A 15,226-nucleotide genomic window follows, 5' to 3' on the forward strand; every position below is an offset into this window, starting at 1 on the left:
GGCCAAGGGCGATACAAGCCACGCTCGCCCACCCGGCCGACAGTTTCTGCCTGCGCTAGCGCGGCATCCGCCCCCCTTCATCACACACGTCCTTGCCGTATTCTAAAAACTGGGTATGCTGAGAATCGACAGGTGCGAAAACGCACGGCATGGGAGAGTGACAGTGGCCTGGGATTTCGAAACCGATCCCGATTTCCAGCAGAAGCTGGACTGGATGGAACAGTTCGTCCGCGAAAAGGTGGAGCCGCTCGGCCTGCTGGGCATCCACCCATACGACGTGCGCAATCCGGCGCGAAATGCGCTGGTTCGCCCGCTGCAACAGGAAGTTCAGGCGCAGGGGCTATGGGCCTGCCACCTTGGACCGGAGCTGGGCGGGCAAGGCTATGGCCAGGTCAAGCTGGGACTGATGAACGAGATTCTGGGCGGGGCCACATACGCCCCCGTGGTGTTCGGATGCCAGGCGCCTGACACCGGCAATGCCGAGATTCTGGCCCACTACGGTACGCCAGAACAGAAGGAGCGGTATCTTCGCCCACTTCTCGCCAACGAGATCGTATCCGCCTTTTCGATGACGGAACCGCAAGGCGGGTCAGATCCCACCGGGTTCATCACGCAGGCACAGTTTGATGGCACGCACTGGGTCATCAATGGCGAGAAGTGGTTTTCCACCAACGGTCGCTGGGCCGATTTCCTGATCGTCATGGCTGTGACCGATCCCGATGCTCCGCGCCACAAGCGGCAGAGCATGTTCATCGTGCCGGTGGATACGCCGGGCGTGGAGATCGTGCGCAATGTCGGTGTGTTCGGGCAGGAGGACGGGTCGGAAAGCTATATCCGCTATACCGATGTCAGGCTGCCCGCCGATCACCTGCTGGGCGAACAGGGCGGCGCCTTTGCCATATCCCAGGTCCGGCTTGGCGGAGGGCGCGTGCACCATGCCATGCGCACGGTTGGCAATTGCCGCCGTCTGCTGGATGCGATGAGCCGCCGCGCGGTGAGCCGCAAGACCCGCAATGGTGCGATTGGCGATTTTCAGGCCGTGCAGATGCAGATTGCCGACAGCTACATCGAGCTGGAGCAGTTCAAGCTGTTCGTGCTGAAAACCGCATGGATGATCGACAAGTATCAGGACTATCGCAAGGTCCGCAAGGACATCGCCGCGATCAAGGCGCTGATGCCCAAGGTCTATCACAATATCGCCACGCGCTGCGTCCACATCCACGGTTCGCTGGGCGTTTCGAACGAAATGCCGTTCGTGGGCAGCGTGATCGGCGCGATGGTCATGGGCATTGCCGATGGTCCGACCGAGGTTCACAAGGTGACCGTCGCGCGGCAGCATCTGCACGCCTACCGCGATGTGTCTGACGCCATGTTCCCCGAATACTCGCTGCTCGCCCGGCGTGAACGGGCACAGGCGCAATATGGCGATACGATTGCCAAGGCCACGGCAGCAGGCAGCGGGGGGGGCACCCGCATGGTAACCGAAGCCTCGGCACCAAAACTGGGCCTTTTCACCAAGATCTTCTACGGCGTGGGATCGATCGGCTACGGCATCAAGGACGTCGCGTTTCGCTCGTTCCTGCTGCTCTATTACAATCAGGTCATCGGCATTCGCGCCGATCTGGTGTCGCTGGCCATTCTGGTGGCGCTGGTGGTGGATGCCATTTCCGATCCCATTGTCGGACAGTGGTCGGACCAGTTGCAGACGCGCTGGGGCCGCCGCCACCCGATGATGATCCTATCAGCCATTCCGGCCTCGCTCAGCATGTTGTTCCTGTTCTTCCCGCCCGCGGGGATGAGCGAGACCGAGACATTCTGGTATCTGGTTGTCGTCGGCTGTCTGGTGCGGACGTTCATCACCTTCTTCGAGATTCCCAGCTCCGCGCTCGCCCCCGAACTGACCAGCGACTATGACGAGCGCACCTCCATCGCCAGCTTCCGCTATTTCTTCGCCTATCTGGGCGGGGTCTGCATGGCGTTCCTGACGCTGCTGGTGTTCCTTGCGCCGACCGCAGCCTATCCGGTGGGCCAGCTCAACCCTGCCGGGTATCATACCTTTGCGATGGTCGGATCGTCGGTCATGCTGGTGGCGATTCTGGCTTCCAGCTTTGGCACGTTGCACCGGGTCAAGTATTTCAAGGCTCCGCCGCCCCCGCCCAAGATCGGCGTTCTGGCCACGCTGAAGGACATGCGGCAGACCTTCTCGCACCGCAGTTTTCTGGCGCTGCTGGCATTCGGGGTGCTGAAATACACCTCGGTGGGGATGACCTCGGCGCTCAGCATCTATTTCGGCACCTATTTGTGGGGGCTCAATTCCGCGCAGCTGGCCATTCTCACGGTAGATTCACTTGTTGGCGCCGCGCTCGGCCTGTTCTTTGCGCCATGGGTTTCTCGCAAGTTCGGAAAGCGAAATGCCGCGCTGTGGCTTTCGGTGATTGCGGTGTCGCTGGCCAGCCTGCCCTATCTGCTGCGGATCAACGGGCTGTTTTTTGAAAACGGCGACCCGATGCTGGTGCCGACGATCTTCGCCTTTGCCACCGTGTTCCAAATGTGCGGCATTTCATCAGCCGTGCTGGTCCACGCGATGATCGGCGATGTGGTGGAGGAAAGCCAGATCGCCACGGGCCGCCGGTCCGAAGGGCTGTTCTTTGCCGCCAATACTTTGATGCAGAAATCCACATCGGGCCTTGGTGTCTTTGCCGCAGGTATGCTGCTGACGGTGGTGGGCCTTGCCCCCGGTGCCGATCCCAAGACGCTTGATCCCGCACTGCCGATGCTGCTGGCCAAGTACTATGTGCCGCTGCTGATCGTCCTTTACATCGGTGGGGCCGGGTTCCTGTTTTCCTACCGGATCGACCGGGCATCCCATGCCGCCAATATCGAGGAACTGCGCCGCCGCGACGAAGCGGGGGAGCAGCCTGCCTGAAGTTCCAACTATCCGTCCATTCATCCCCCGCCGGTGCGCGGCGCGGGAGTTTTTCCAGGGAGCACGCCATGGCCACACGGCCGATGACCGATAAAGACGCGGCAAACGAAGCCTTCCGCCAGGAAGTGCGCCAGTTCCTTGCCGACCATTTCCCGCCTGAACTGAAAGGCAAGGGCAACCCCATGGCAGGCGTTGAAAGCGACCTGCGCGAGACCGAGGCGCAGAAGCGCTGGCGCGCGGCGATGGGCAGCAAGGGCTGGGGCACGCCGACGTGGCCCGCAGCCTATGGCGGCGGCGGGCTGAGCCGTGGGCAAGCCGCGATCCTCAACGAAGAACTGGCCCGCGCCGGAGCCTATAACCCCATCGGCGGCATGGGCGTGATGATGTTTGGCCCCACCCTGCTGGAATATGGCAACGAACAGCAGAAGCAGGAGCACATTCCGCCGATCTGCCGGGGCGAAATCCGCTGGTGTCAGGGCTATTCCGAACCCAATGCCGGATCGGACCTTGCGAACTTGCAAACCACCGCCGAGGACAAGGGCGATCACTATCTGGTCAATGGCCAGAAGACCTGGACCAGCGGGGGCCAGTGGGCCGACAAGTGCTTCTGCCTTGTCCGTACCGACCGCAGTGACAAGCACAAGGGCATCAGCTTTCTGCTGATCGATATGAAGGCACCGGGTGTGGAAGTGCGGCCGATCCGCATGATCAGCGGCCTCAGCCCATTTTGCGAAACCTTCTTTACCGATGTGAAAGTGCCCAAGGAAAACCTGGTGGGGCGCGAAGGCGAAGGCTGGACCATTGGCAAGCGGCTGTTGCAGCATGAACGCACCAACCTTTCGGGCGGCGGTTCGATGGCGCGGATGATGGGGCCACGGCTTTCCGATCTGGCCAAGAAGTACCGCGAGACCGATGCCGATGGCGCATTGGCCGACAAGGTGCTGCGTGACCGGATTGCCGACTTTGAAATCCGCTGGGGCGCGTTCCTGCTGACCGCGCGCCGCGCGACCGAGGAAAGCAAGGCGCAGGGCGGCGTTTCCGAAATCAGTTCGGTGCTGAAGAAGCTCGGCACCAAGCTGGGGCAGGAACGCGCCGAGCTGACCATCGAGATCATGGGCCTGCAAGGACTGGGCTGGGAAGGCGAAGGCTTTTCCGATGCCGAGCTTTCGGGCGTGCGCGCCTGGCTCTTTGGCAAGGCTACCACGATCTATGGCGGATCGACCGAGATCCAGAGCAACATCATCGCCAAGCGCGTGCTTGGTATGCTTGACCACCAATAAGAACGACGGGACAGGACATGGCGGTTCTTAGCGAAGAACAGGAAATGCTGCGCAACATGGCGCGCGAATGGGTGGCCAATGAAAGCCCGGTAGCGAAGTTCCGCGCCGTGCGTGCCGGTGGCGAACCACGCGCCTATGATCCGGCAGCCTATGCCACGATGGCGCAGATGGGCTGGACCGGGGTAATCATCCCCGAAGCGTTCGGCGGCTATGATTTTGGCTGGCTTTCCGCCGGGATGATCGTTGAAGAGCTGGGCAAGACCGTGACGGCCAGCCCGCTGGTTGCCACGACACTGGCCGCAGCGGCCATCGTGCTGGGCGGCAGTGATGAGCAGAAGGCGCGTTGGCTGCCGCAGCTGGCAAGTGGCGCGGTGATCGGTACGCTGGCCATCGACGAAGGCCCGCATCACAACCCCCGCACGCTTGCGACCACGGTGGCGGGTGGCGCACTGACTGGCACCAAGGCCTTTGTGCACGAAGCGCACGATGCCACGCTGTTTGTGGTGGCTGCGGCGGACGGGCTCTATCTGGTCGAGGGTGCCGAGGGCACGGTTGACGTGGCAACGCGTCATCTGGCGGACATGCGCTCGCACGCGCAGGTCACCTTCAGCGGTGCTGCGGCGCAAAAGCTGGAGCATGGCGGGGACGATCTGCTGGACAAGGTGCTGGACCGCGCCCGCATCCTGACCGCGTGCGAAATGCTGGGCATGGCGCAGCAGGTTTTCGATACCACGCTGGGCTATCTCAAGCAGCGCGTGCAGTTCAACCAGGTGCTCAGCTCGTTCCAGGCATTGCAGCATCGCATGGCCGATCTGTTCGGCGATCTGGCGATGATGCGCTCTGCGGTGGAAGGCGGGTTGCAGGCGCTCGATTCCGGGGTGATGGTGCCGCAGGCCGCTGCACTGGCCAAGGCCGAGGCCAACCGCGTGCTGCACACCATCAGCCGCGAAGGCGTGCAGTTGCATGGCGGCATCGGGATGACCGATGAATACGACATCGGTTTTTACCTGAAGCGCGCCCGCGTGCTGGAAGCCAGCTGGGGCACCACGTCTTTCCTGAAAGACCGGTTCGCGACGCTATCGGGCTATTGAAACCTTGGACCTGATTGAAGACCCGGACGGGCTGGATCTGGCAGCCAGCGCGCGGCAACGCGCGCTGGCCGATCATGCCCGCTTCATGGACGAGAACCTGCCGCGCAATTACCGCGCAAACTTCATCCATGGCGTGTTGGGGCTGACGGGGTTCCGGCTGATCTATGCGCCCACGATCATCCCGGCCTATCTGCTGATGCTGACAGGCAGCACGGCAGCGGTGGGGCTGGGTGCGGCCATGCTGCAACTGGGTGCAACGATCAGCCCCATTGCCAGCGGTTCGCGCATCGAACACCGCAGCCACATCCTGCCCTATGCGATCAAGGTGGGGTCGCTGATGCGGCTGATGATCCTGTGTCTGGCGCTGGCGGGTTGGTTCCTGACCGGCAATGTGTTGCTGGTGGCCACGTTTGCCAGCTTCCTGCTGCTGGGCTTTTTCACAGGGGCGCAGCGCGTGGCGTTCCAGATGCTGATGAGCAAGCTGATCCCCATTCGCAAGCGCGGCCGTCTTCAGGGCTATCGCAATTTCGCAGGCGGGCTGATCGCAGCAGTGCTGGCGTGGTTTGCGGGGAATTATCTGATCGCCGATCAATGGCTTGGCAATGGCTATGCCACCACCTTTCTGCTGGCGTTCGTGCTGACCAGCATGGGCCTGTTCGTGCTGAAAGCGCTGATCCGCGAACCAGCCTCTGCCAGTGCCCGGCCGCAGATGCGGATGCGCGATCGTGTGCGTGAATTTCCGCAACTGCTGGAGGATCGTGATTTCTCCGCCTTTCTGCTGGTGCAGAGCCTGGCCACGCTGGCGCGCGTGGGTGGGCCGTTCTGGACGGTCTATGCCGGAAGCCGCCTTGGCCTCAGCGGCGCCTTGGTGGGCGGGCTGAGCTTCGTGTTCCTTGCCTCCGACACGGTATCGAACGTGGTCTGGGGTCCGCTGGGGGACCGCTTCGGCTTCAAGCTGGTCTATTTGCTGGCGCTGTGCTGTTCGCTGGCCGGAATGGTCACGCTGATGATGGGGGAAACCGCCCTGCCGATCCATGCCGCTTTCGTCCTGCTGGGCTTTGGCGGCGCGGGGTGGATGCTGGCATCGACCACGATGGTGCTGGAATTTGGCGCGGCGCAGGATACGCCGATGCGGCTCGCCTTTGCCACTACGGTGGAAGGCGCGATTTCTGCCATCGGGCCGGTGCTGGCGGGCTTGCTGGTAGCAACGGCAGGGTTCACGCCGCTGTTTGCTGTGCTGCTGGGCGCGGTCAGCCTGGCGTTGATCGGCATGGTGTTCAAGGTACGCGAACCGCGCAACCGGATTGAACCTGCCTGAGAATCTGCTGATCGATCCGGCCCGTCAGGCAGGATCGATCAGCCCCGAAAACAGCGTGGAGGCATAGGTGGCAATCGCCTCGTCGCCATCGCCAAAGCGTTCGGCCCAGCGCCGCGCTTCATAGGCGGCGTTCAGTGTGGACATGATGATCTGGCTGGCCACCAGCGGATCGATGGGCCGCACCGATCCATCGGCGATGCCATCGATCAGGAACCCGGCAAAGCGCCGCGCCAGACGGTTTGACCGGGTGACGACGTCATTCTTGTGTTCGCTGTTCAGCGCTTGCAGTGCGGTGGTGCGCAGCAGGGGCATGGGATCGAAGAACTGCAGGCGCAGCAATTCGTAAAGCACGCTGGAAAGCCGCTCCCAATAATCGCCGCCACCATGCTTGCCCGCCATTTGCGTGGCCGAAAGCCGGTCATGGCTCTTGTCGAAGCAGGCCAGCACCAGCTCGTCCTTGGCTTCGTGATGGTGGTAGAAGCTGCCCTTGGTGACGTTGATCGATTCCGCGATGCGATTGACCGACGCCCCGCGATAGCCGAGCTGGTTTATCATGATCGTGGCGGCGCGCAGGAATTCATCGTTCTGGCTGGGCGCGCCTTCGCTATCGCTGCGCCAATGGCGCACTTCCAACCGGAGCGGCTTCCACGTGCCGCGCAGGGCCGGAAGCCCATGCGCCAGAATATCGACCATGCGCTGTTCCACGCGCGGGAAATCCAGCGTGGAATAGCGCAAGGACCACACCGGCCACCACATCATCGCTTCAAGCAGAACGTGGGCGCGGGCTGAATACAGGGCGCGCTGTTCGGCGCTGGTGGGTTCACCAAAGAAACTGCGCACCTTTTCCACCACGTGGCGGTAGCGATCCAGCAGCGGCTGCTGGCTTTCGGGATCGAGCGATCGGATTTCCGAAAGCGCCGTCACCAGCCCGCGTTCCCCCTTGCGGATGCGGGTGCGTAGCGCCACGTGCAGCGCCACATATTTGCGCAGGCGGGCTTCGGGGTCCGGTTCGGCCAGCGCTTCTGACGCCATGCGGTCCATCCGATCAAGCGTCTCTTCATAGACGGCAACGATCAGCTGGTCCTTGCGCGAGAAGTAATAGGTGATGCTCGTGGCGTTCAGGCCGATGGCGCGCGCCACTTCGGACAGGGTCGTTGCCTGCACGCCCACTTCGTTTACCAGCACCGATGCGGCATGAACAATCGCCTGCCGCTTTTCCCCGAACCGCTTTGTACCCTTGCCCGTGTCTGCCACCGTTCCCTCCAGCAAAGATCGCGTTACACCAGCTTTTTTCCAAGCGCCATGGACCGGGCCTGCTTGCGTTCAAAACAGTGCGGACAGCTCCTTTTTCAGGATCTTGCCATTGGCGTTGCGCGGCAGGGTTTCGGCCGAAAAGACGATGCGCACCGGCACCTTGAACCGGGCCAGACGGTCTGCCACCCATTGCTGCAATTCGGCCTCGGTCGCCTGCGTGCCGGGGGCCAGATGCACTACGGCGGCGGGTTCTTCGCCCAGTTGCTGGTGCGGCAGGCCGACAAGCGCGGCATCGGTCACCGCAGGGTGATCGTAGAGCACGTTTTCCACTTCGGACGAATAGATGTTCTCCCCGCCGCGAATGATCATGTCCTTGGCGCGATCGACGATAAAGCAGAAGCCTTCGTCATCCAGCCGCGCAAGGTCTCCGGTCCGCACCCAGCCGTTGACGAATGTGGCTGCCGTCGCCTCAGGGCTGTTCCAGTAGCCTTTGACGACCATCGGCCCGCGCGCCCACAACTCGCCCACTTGCCCGGCGGGCAGTTCGTTCACGCCATCGGCATCCATGATCTTCAGATCGGCCACTGCCACCGCAGGGCCGCAACTGTCGGGGCGGTTGAGGTAGTCCTCGCTCGAATGGCCGGTGACGGTCGCCATCGTTTCGGTCATGCCCCAGCCATTGCCGGGAAGCGCGCCAAACACTTCGCGGATCTTACGCACCAGTTCGGGGGCCGATGGCGCCCCGCCATAGGCAATCGCCTCGATGCTCGACAGATCGTAGTTCTTGCGTTCGGGGTGTTCGATCATCTGCCAGGCGATGGTGGGCACGCCACCGGTGGAGTTCACCTTTTCACCCTCGATAATCTGGAATGCCTTTACCGCATCCCATTTCCGCATGAAAATCATGGTGTTGCCCGCGGCGATATTGCCGATCAACCCTGCCGAACAGGCCGTGACATGAAACAGCGGAATTACGGTCAGCCCCACCTTCTGCTTGGGTTCGGGCAATGGTTCACCCCGCCGCAGCACGGCGCAGGCCGCATTGTATCCGCTGGACAGCACATTGGTGCACAAATTTCGATGCGTGCCCAGCGCGCCCTTGGGCTTGCCGGTGGTGCCGCTGGTGTAAAAGATCGTCGCGTCATCGTCAGGCGCGATGGCTACATCGGGCAGGCTGACCTGGGGGAGCGTGGCATAGGCGGGCGGCGTGCCGATCACGCCTTCCAGCGCAATTGCGCCAGCAGGAGCCTGCGCACTGCGGGCGACCAACACGGTCTCCAGATCGGGGCACTGCGCGTGATGTGGGGCGATCCGTTCCCACCGCTCGTCATCGCAAATCAGCGCGCGGGTGCCGGAATCGGCAAGGCCATAGGCAAGTTCCGGCCCGGTCCACCACGCGTTGAGCGGCACGCAGATCGCCCCGATCGACACCGCCGCAAAGAACGCAACCGGCCATTCGGGCAGGTTGCGCATGGCCACTGCCACACGGTCCCCCTTGCCGATGCCGCGCGCCTGCAAATCGTGCGCCAAGGTGGCCACCGCGCGGAACCATGCGTCGAATGTGACGCGTTCATCTTCGTAGATCGTGAAGACCCGGTCCCCATGTGCCTGCCCAGCCAGCACGATGGCGCGCAAGTTCGGCGGCGCGTTTTTCCAGACCCGCGTGGGCACGCCGCGAATGTCGATGGTTTCCATCTCGAACCGCTGGCCGGGCGCCGTCAGGATTTCGCGGCAACGGTCACGGCTGATGACTGGCCAGCCGGGGGGCGGTGTCCAATCAAACGACGCATCGGCCTGCAATTTTTCCTGCACATCGGCCATGTCAAAGCACCTCGAACAGGCCAGCCGCGCCCATGCCGCCACCCACGCACATGGTGATAACGACATAGCGAACGCCGCGCCGCTTGCCTTCGATCAGGGCATGGCCCACGCAGCGCGCGCCGGTCATGCCAAAGGGATGGCCGATGGAAACCGACCCGCCATTCACGTTCAGCCGGTCATCGGGAATGCCCAGCCGGTCGCGGCAATAGAGCACCTGCACGGCAAAAGCCTCGTTCAGTTCCCACAGGCCGATATCGTCGATGGACAGATCGAACCGCTTTAACAGGCGCGGAATGGCAAAGACCGGGCCGATGCCCATTTCATCAGGCTTGGTCCCCGCCACGGCCATGCCGACATAGCGCCCCAGCGGGGTCAGCCCGCGTGCTTTCGCCACATCGGCTTCCATCAGCACGGTTGCTGCGGCGCCATCGGCAAGCTGGCTGGCGTTGCCCGCCGTTACCGTATGCCCCGGCCCCATCACCGGTTCCAGCCGGGCCAGACCTTCGGCAGTGGTGTCGGGCCGGTTGCAATCGTCCATGCTGATCGTGACGGGCTGGTGCGTGACTTCGCCGGTCTGCTTGTCCTTGACCTGCATCGTGGTGGACACGGCGATGATCTCGTCCGCCAGCTTGCCCGATTGCTGCGCGGCGGCGGTGCGCTGCTGCGATTGCAGCGCATAGGCATCCTGCGCTTCACGCCCGATGCCATAGCGGCGGGCGACGACTTCGGCAGTGCCGATCATCGGCATGAAAATGTCGGGATGCATCCGCAGCAGTTCCTCGTCCCGCCACGGCGCGCTGCCGGTTGCGGTGCGCAGCGCGGTGATCGATTCCACTCCGCCCGCCACGCAGATGTCCATGCGATCGACGATGATCTGCTTTGCGGCCGTGGCGATGGCCATCAGGCCCGATGAGCATTGCCGGTCCATCGTCATGCCAGCAACATCGACCGGCAGCCCTGCCCGCAGCGCGATCTGGCGGCCCATATTGAACCCTTGCGCTCCGCCTTGGCTGGCCGCGCCGATGATCACATCGTCCACATCCCCGCCCGAAAGCCCTGCGCGTTCGACCGCAGCGGCCACGGCCCAGCCGCCCAGTTGAACCGGATGCGTGGCGTTGAATGCACCCCTGATCGATTTTGCCAGCGGAGTCCGCGCGGTGGACACAATGACGGCGTCACGCATGATCGAAGCAATCCTTTTCCCGAAACCATGATTCTTTTTCTGCCACGATCAAACCAGAAGCCGCGCCGCGTGGCAAGCTGCAACCTCCGCTTTTTTGAATTCTAGGTATGATCTTTTGTATTATATAGAATACCGCCTTGGCATATAAAAGAATGCTCGGTATGCCCCATGCAAAGGCAGGCGGAAAGCATCCCCGCCGCCACAACCGGAGGAGGATCCATGTCGTCACCCATTTCACCCCAAAGCCCCATCCGCACCGAAAAGCAGGGCAACGTGCTGCTGATCATATCGGACAACCCACCCGTCAACGCACTGGGACAGGCCGTGCGCGCGGGGCTGGCCGATGCGATTGCGCAGGGCCTTGCCGATGCGCAGGTGGAAGCCATGGTCATCCGCTGCGATGGGCAGACGTTCTTTGCCGGGGCCGACATCACCGAATTCGGCAAGCCGCCAAAAGGGCCGAGCCTGCCCGAAGTGCTTGACCGGATCGAGGCGAGCGACAAGCCCGTGGTTGCAGCCATCCACGGCACCGCGCTTGGCGGCGGGTGCGAAGTGGCGCTGGCGTGCCACTATCGCCTGGCCGTGCCCAAGGCCAGGCTGGGCCTGCCCGAAGTGAAGCTGGGCCTGATCCCCGGAGCCGCCGGCACGCAGCGCCTGCCGCGCCTTGTTGGCGCAAAGGCCGCGCTGCCCTTGGTCGCGTTGGGCAATCCGATTTCGGCAAAGCAGGCGCTTTCCATCGGCCTGCTTGACGCGCTGACCGGTGACGCCACGCTTGAGGCCGAAGCCATCGCCTTTGCCCGCAGCAAGGTTGGCCAGAGCGTGCCGCGCGCCAGCCAGGGTACCGCCAATCAGGACGGCGTGCGCGATCCTTCGATCTTTGATGAATTCCGCGCCACCAACGGGCGCGCCATGCGCGGTTTCGATGCGCCCAACGCGGCGATTTCCGCCGTGCGGCTTGCGGGCGAGCTGTCGTTTGCCGATGGCGTGAAGAAGGAGCGCGAGCTTTTTGTAGAGCTGATGACCGGCACCCAGTCAAAAGCGATGCGCCACTATTTCTTTGCCGAACGCGCCGCGCAGAAGATCATCGATCTGCCTGCCGACACCGCGCTTTTGCCGATCCGCAAGGTTGGCGTGATCGGGGCAGGCACGATGGGCGGCGGCATTGCCATGAACTTCCTGTCGGCAGGCATTCCGGTCACCATATTGGAAATGCAGCAGGATGCGCTGGACCGCGGCACAGGCGTCATGCGGCGCAATTATGAAGCTTCGGCCAAACGCGGCCGCATGTCCGATGAACAGGTCGATGCAGCGATGGGCCTGCTGACGCCGACGCTCGATTATGCCGATCTGGCCGATTGCGATCTGGTGATCGAAGCGGTTTACGAGAACATGGACGTGAAGAAGCAGGTCTTTGGCAAGCTTGACGAAGTGGTGAAGCCGGGAGCCATTCTGGCGTCGAACACCAGCTATCTCAACATCGATGAAATCGCCACGGCAACGCAGCGGCCCGGCTACGTCCTTGGTCTGCACTTCTTCTCTCCGGCCAATGTGATGAAGCTGCTGGAAGTGGTGCGCGGCGCGCAGACGCGTGGCGATGTGCTCGCCACCGCGATGAAGCTTTCGCGCACCATCGGCAAAGTGGCCGCCGTATCGGGCGTTTGCCCCGGCTTCATCGGCAACCGGATGCTGTCAAAGCGGCAGGAGCAGGCCAACAAGCTGATCATGGAAGGTGCAAACTATTGGGACGTTGATGACGTGCTGCTGGAATTCGGCTTTCCGATGGGGCCGTTCCAGATGGGCGATCTGGCCGGAATCGATATTGGCTGGCACCGCGATCCGGCCAAGGTGACCACAGTGCGCGAGGCGCTTTGCGCGGCGGGCCGCTTTGGCCAGAAGGCGGGCAAGGGCTTTTACGACTATGACAGTGCCCGCCAGCGCACCCCTTCGGACGAGGTCCGCACAATCATTGCCGATTTCGCGGCCAAGGCAGGCCACGCTCAGCGCGAAGTCAGCAAGGACGAGATCCGCGAACGCCTGCTCTACCCGATGGTCAACGAAGGGGCGATGATCCTGTCAGAAGGCATCGCCCAGCGCGCCAGCGATATCGATGTGGTCTGGATCAACGGTTATGGCTGGCCGCTCTACACCGGCGGCCCGATGTTCTGGGCATCGACCGTCGGCCTCGATACCGTCGTCGCAGGGCTTGACCGCCACGGCCTGCCAGTAAGCGATTACTTGCGCGAGCGTGCGAGCGAGGGTCGCACGTTCGACTGAGCGCCGGATGCAAAAAGCCCCGGCAGCCCATTGTGCTGCCGGGGCTTCCCCCTTCCCCCTTGCGGAGGAAACTTCAAGGACGCGGCAAGGCGCGGATCGCCGCTTCGGGATCGTTCACCACGCGCGGCTTTACATCAAGCTCCATCACCATGCGCCGGTCGGGCGTATAGGGCGTCCATTCGGGCATGAGCCTGCTCGAAGGCTTGCCCGTGCGGGCAAAGGCGATCCAGGCATCGCTCATCATCGCGGCCATCGTTTCGGCATCCTTGTCCTCGCCCACCAGCGAAGCGCTTTCCTTGGCGTTGTTGAACATCAGCGGAATGTCGAGCGTGTGGGGCGATCGCAACATGCCTCCGCCCACCGGCGTTTCCCACGTCAGCCGATAGACATAGACCGGCGCGCGGGCAGTGCGCGCCTGCTGATCGGCCATCAGGAAAGTGCCCCGCACAAAGCGCGTGCCCATGGCCATGCTGGCAATGTGCGTGGGCGAATAATCGGGATACATCTTGCGATAGGCCTCAACCGCGGCGGTGCCACCCGGCCCGGTCATGCCGGCCATCGCGGTCATCGTTGCTTCGTCGATCCGGCCAAACCACGGCTGCGATGCCAGAAACATCGTCATCTCGGTCTTGTTGTAGCCGATCATCAGCGGAATATCGCGCGATTGCGCCGGAGCGCCCGCCATGAAGGGATCGCGCGGCACGATCTTGCCATCGGCAATCGGCTGAAACTGCGGCCCGCGCCCGGTTTCTGCGCCGGCCGGGGTGGCCTTACGCACCGCATCGATCAGCTGGTCGGGCCGCGCCTGCCGCAGCTGCTCCACCGTTTCGATCCCGGCCTGCTTCAGGATGCTGGCGGCATAGGCCGCAGCTTCATTGGGTTTGCCGCTCACCACGCCCGGCCCTGATTGGACGATGGCCTTGTGGAACAGCCCGGCAGCAGCAGGCATGGCCATCAGATGGCTGACTTTTGAACCGCCGCCCGATTCCCCCATGATCGTGACATTGGCAGGGTCACCACCGAATGCTGCGATATTGTCGCGCACCCATTCCAGCGAGCGCACCAGATCAAGATTGCCGACGTTGCCGCTTTCGGCAAATTCAGCACCGAACTTTTGTGCAAGGTTCAGATAGCCAAAGGCATTGAGCCGGTGGTTGACGGTAACGACCACAGCGTCGCCTTTGTGCGCCAGATTGCGGCCATTGTAGGCAGGCCAGTTGCCAGACCCATAGGCATATCCCCCGCCATGGAACCACACCATGACCGGCCGCTTGCCCTTGGTAGCATCGGGCGTCCAGACATTGAGGAACAGGCAATCCTCGTTGTCGGTCTTGGCTTCGGTGCTGGTGGGAAAGATCGTCTGGATCTGCCGCGTCAGTGCCGATTCATTCGGCCCGCTGGCCGAATAGAGCTGCATACAAGGCGCGCCGGGGCCTGTCGCATCGGCGATACCGCTCCACGCTGCTGCCGCCTCCGGCCGTTTGAATCGCAGATCGCCCAGCGGCGGCGCGGCATAGCGAATCCCCAGGAAGGCATCGACGCCGCCCTGCTTGACGCCCTGAACCTTGCCCTTGTCGGTCTGCACCACCGGCGTTGCCGTCTGCGCCATCACCTGTGTGCAAAGCGCCAGTGCGGATGTCAGAACCCCTGCGCGCACGATGCTGGCAAATTTGCCCTGCATGTCGAAAATCTCCTTGTTTCAGAAAAAGGGGGCGGATGACGCAACGCCAGCCGCCCCAAATCAGAGTTGGTGGACGGCCAGCAACAGCCGCCGCCCACGCTCTGGAGAGACTAGAAGCGCACTTTGGTGCCCAGTCGGAACGTGCGGCCCAGCGCGCTGCCGATGAACGGATCGTAGCTGTATTCCAGCCGCGCCGCCGGCGGATCGGTGTCGAAGATGTTCTCGACCCCGGCCGTGATCTGCATGTCGAGGCCCCCGGTCTTTACATCGACCGCCAGAATCAAGTCATGCTGCGTATAGCCCCACATTCTCCAAGTAAGTCGCTGATTTCGCTGTCGTAATCGTGATATTTCGCATATAAATCATGGCGTTGACGGCTGCGAGGGGCGCGTTTCATG

Annotated in this window: 10 protein-coding genes; 5 read left to right on the forward strand and 5 right to left on the reverse strand. The window is 62.8% G+C overall.

Annotated elements, in window-relative coordinates; translation table 11 throughout:
* Nucleotides 1-163 precede the first annotated feature (163 nt).
* The 4 genes from B7X90_RS01035 (at nucleotide 164) to B7X90_RS01050 (ending at nucleotide 6,615) form a co-directional block, all read left to right on the forward strand.
* Entirely contained in the window at nucleotides 164-2,926 is a 2,763-nt protein-coding gene (locus B7X90_RS01035; protein WP_292620913.1) for an MFS transporter, read from the forward strand.
* Nucleotides 2,927-2,994: 68 nt separating this feature from the next.
* Nucleotides 2,995-4,206, forward strand: a complete 1,212-nt coding sequence (locus tag B7X90_RS01040; RefSeq protein WP_292620915.1) for an acyl-CoA dehydrogenase family protein — start codon at nucleotides 2,995-2,997, stop codon at nucleotides 4,204-4,206.
* Between the two features lie 17 nt (nucleotides 4,207-4,223).
* Nucleotides 4,224-5,297 carry an acyl-CoA dehydrogenase family protein gene (locus B7X90_RS01045; RefSeq protein ID WP_292620917.1) on the forward strand — a complete coding sequence of 358 codons (1,074 nt, stop codon included), beginning with the start codon at nucleotides 4,224-4,226 and terminating at the stop codon, nucleotides 5,295-5,297.
* Nucleotides 5,298-5,301: 4 nt separating this feature from the next.
* Entirely contained in the window at nucleotides 5,302-6,615 is a 1,314-nt protein-coding gene (locus B7X90_RS01050; RefSeq protein WP_292620919.1) for an MFS transporter, read from the forward strand.
* Between the two features lie 24 nt (nucleotides 6,616-6,639).
* Here B7X90_RS01050 and B7X90_RS01055 read toward each other — a convergent pair whose 3' ends face one another.
* From B7X90_RS01055 to B7X90_RS01065, 3 genes are all read right to left on the reverse strand, one after another.
* Nucleotides 6,640-7,869 (reverse strand): TetR/AcrR family transcriptional regulator, encoded by a 1,230-nt coding sequence (locus B7X90_RS01055; protein ID WP_292620921.1) that lies wholly within the window; start codon nucleotides 7,867-7,869, stop codon nucleotides 6,640-6,642.
* A 69-nt stretch (nucleotides 7,870-7,938) separates the two neighbouring features.
* Nucleotides 7,939-9,690 carry a class I adenylate-forming enzyme family protein gene (locus tag B7X90_RS01060; protein ID WP_292620923.1) on the reverse strand — a complete coding sequence of 584 codons (1,752 nt, stop codon included), beginning with the start codon at nucleotides 9,688-9,690 and terminating at the stop codon, nucleotides 7,939-7,941.
* A 1-nt stretch (nucleotide 9,691) separates the two neighbouring features.
* Nucleotides 9,692-10,873, reverse strand: a complete 1,182-nt coding sequence (locus B7X90_RS01065) for an acetyl-CoA C-acyltransferase (protein ID WP_292620925.1) — start codon at nucleotides 10,871-10,873, stop codon at nucleotides 9,692-9,694.
* A gap of 219 nt (nucleotides 10,874-11,092) precedes the next feature.
* Here B7X90_RS01065 and B7X90_RS01070 point away from each other — a divergent pair, with 219 nt between their 5' ends.
* A complete protein-coding gene (locus B7X90_RS01070) occupies nucleotides 11,093-13,147 on the forward strand; it encodes a 3-hydroxyacyl-CoA dehydrogenase NAD-binding domain-containing protein (RefSeq protein WP_292620926.1) in 2,055 nt (684 codons plus the stop codon).
* A 73-nt stretch (nucleotides 13,148-13,220) separates the two neighbouring features.
* On the opposite strand, the gene B7X90_RS01075 is transcribed toward B7X90_RS01070, so the two are convergent.
* Both B7X90_RS01075 and B7X90_RS01080 read right to left on the reverse strand, forming a co-directional pair.
* A complete protein-coding gene (locus tag B7X90_RS01075) occupies nucleotides 13,221-14,828 on the reverse strand; it encodes a carboxylesterase/lipase family protein (protein ID WP_292620928.1) in 1,608 nt (535 codons plus the stop codon).
* 110 nt (nucleotides 14,829-14,938) lie between these two features.
* The gene (locus B7X90_RS01080; protein ID WP_292620930.1) at nucleotides 14,939-15,136 is read right to left on the reverse strand and encodes a TonB-dependent receptor; all 198 of its coding nucleotides are present in this window, start codon (nucleotides 15,134-15,136) and stop codon (nucleotides 14,939-14,941) included.
* Nucleotides 15,137-15,226: the final 90 nt, after the last annotated feature.

The organism is Novosphingobium sp. 17-62-19 (genome assembly GCF_002256775.1).
GTDB lineage: Bacteria > Pseudomonadota > Alphaproteobacteria > Sphingomonadales > Sphingomonadaceae > Novosphingobium.

Bases quoted from the DNA above. Each gene is read 5' to 3' on its own strand.
- B7X90_RS01040 (WP_292620915.1), top strand. From the start codon at position 2,995: ATGGCCACACGGCCGATGACCGATAAAGACGCGGCAAACGAAGCCTTC.
- B7X90_RS01080 (WP_292620930.1), bottom strand. From the start codon at position 15,136: ATGTGGGGCTATACGCAGCATGACTTGATTCTGGCGGTCGATGTAAAG.
- B7X90_RS01075 (WP_292620928.1), bottom strand. From the start codon at position 14,828: ATGCAGGGCAAATTTGCCAGCATCGTGCGCGCAGGGGTTCTGACATCC.
- B7X90_RS01065 (WP_292620925.1), bottom strand. From the start codon at position 10,873: ATGCGTGACGCCGTCATTGTGTCCACCGCGCGGACTCCGCTGGCAAAA.
- B7X90_RS01060 (WP_292620923.1), bottom strand. From the start codon at position 9,690: ATGGCCGATGTGCAGGAAAAATTGCAGGCCGATGCGTCGTTTGATTGG.
- B7X90_RS01070 (WP_292620926.1), top strand. From the start codon at position 11,093: ATGTCGTCACCCATTTCACCCCAAAGCCCCATCCGCACCGAAAAGCAG.
- B7X90_RS01045 (WP_292620917.1), top strand. From the start codon at position 4,224: ATGGCGGTTCTTAGCGAAGAACAGGAAATGCTGCGCAACATGGCGCGC.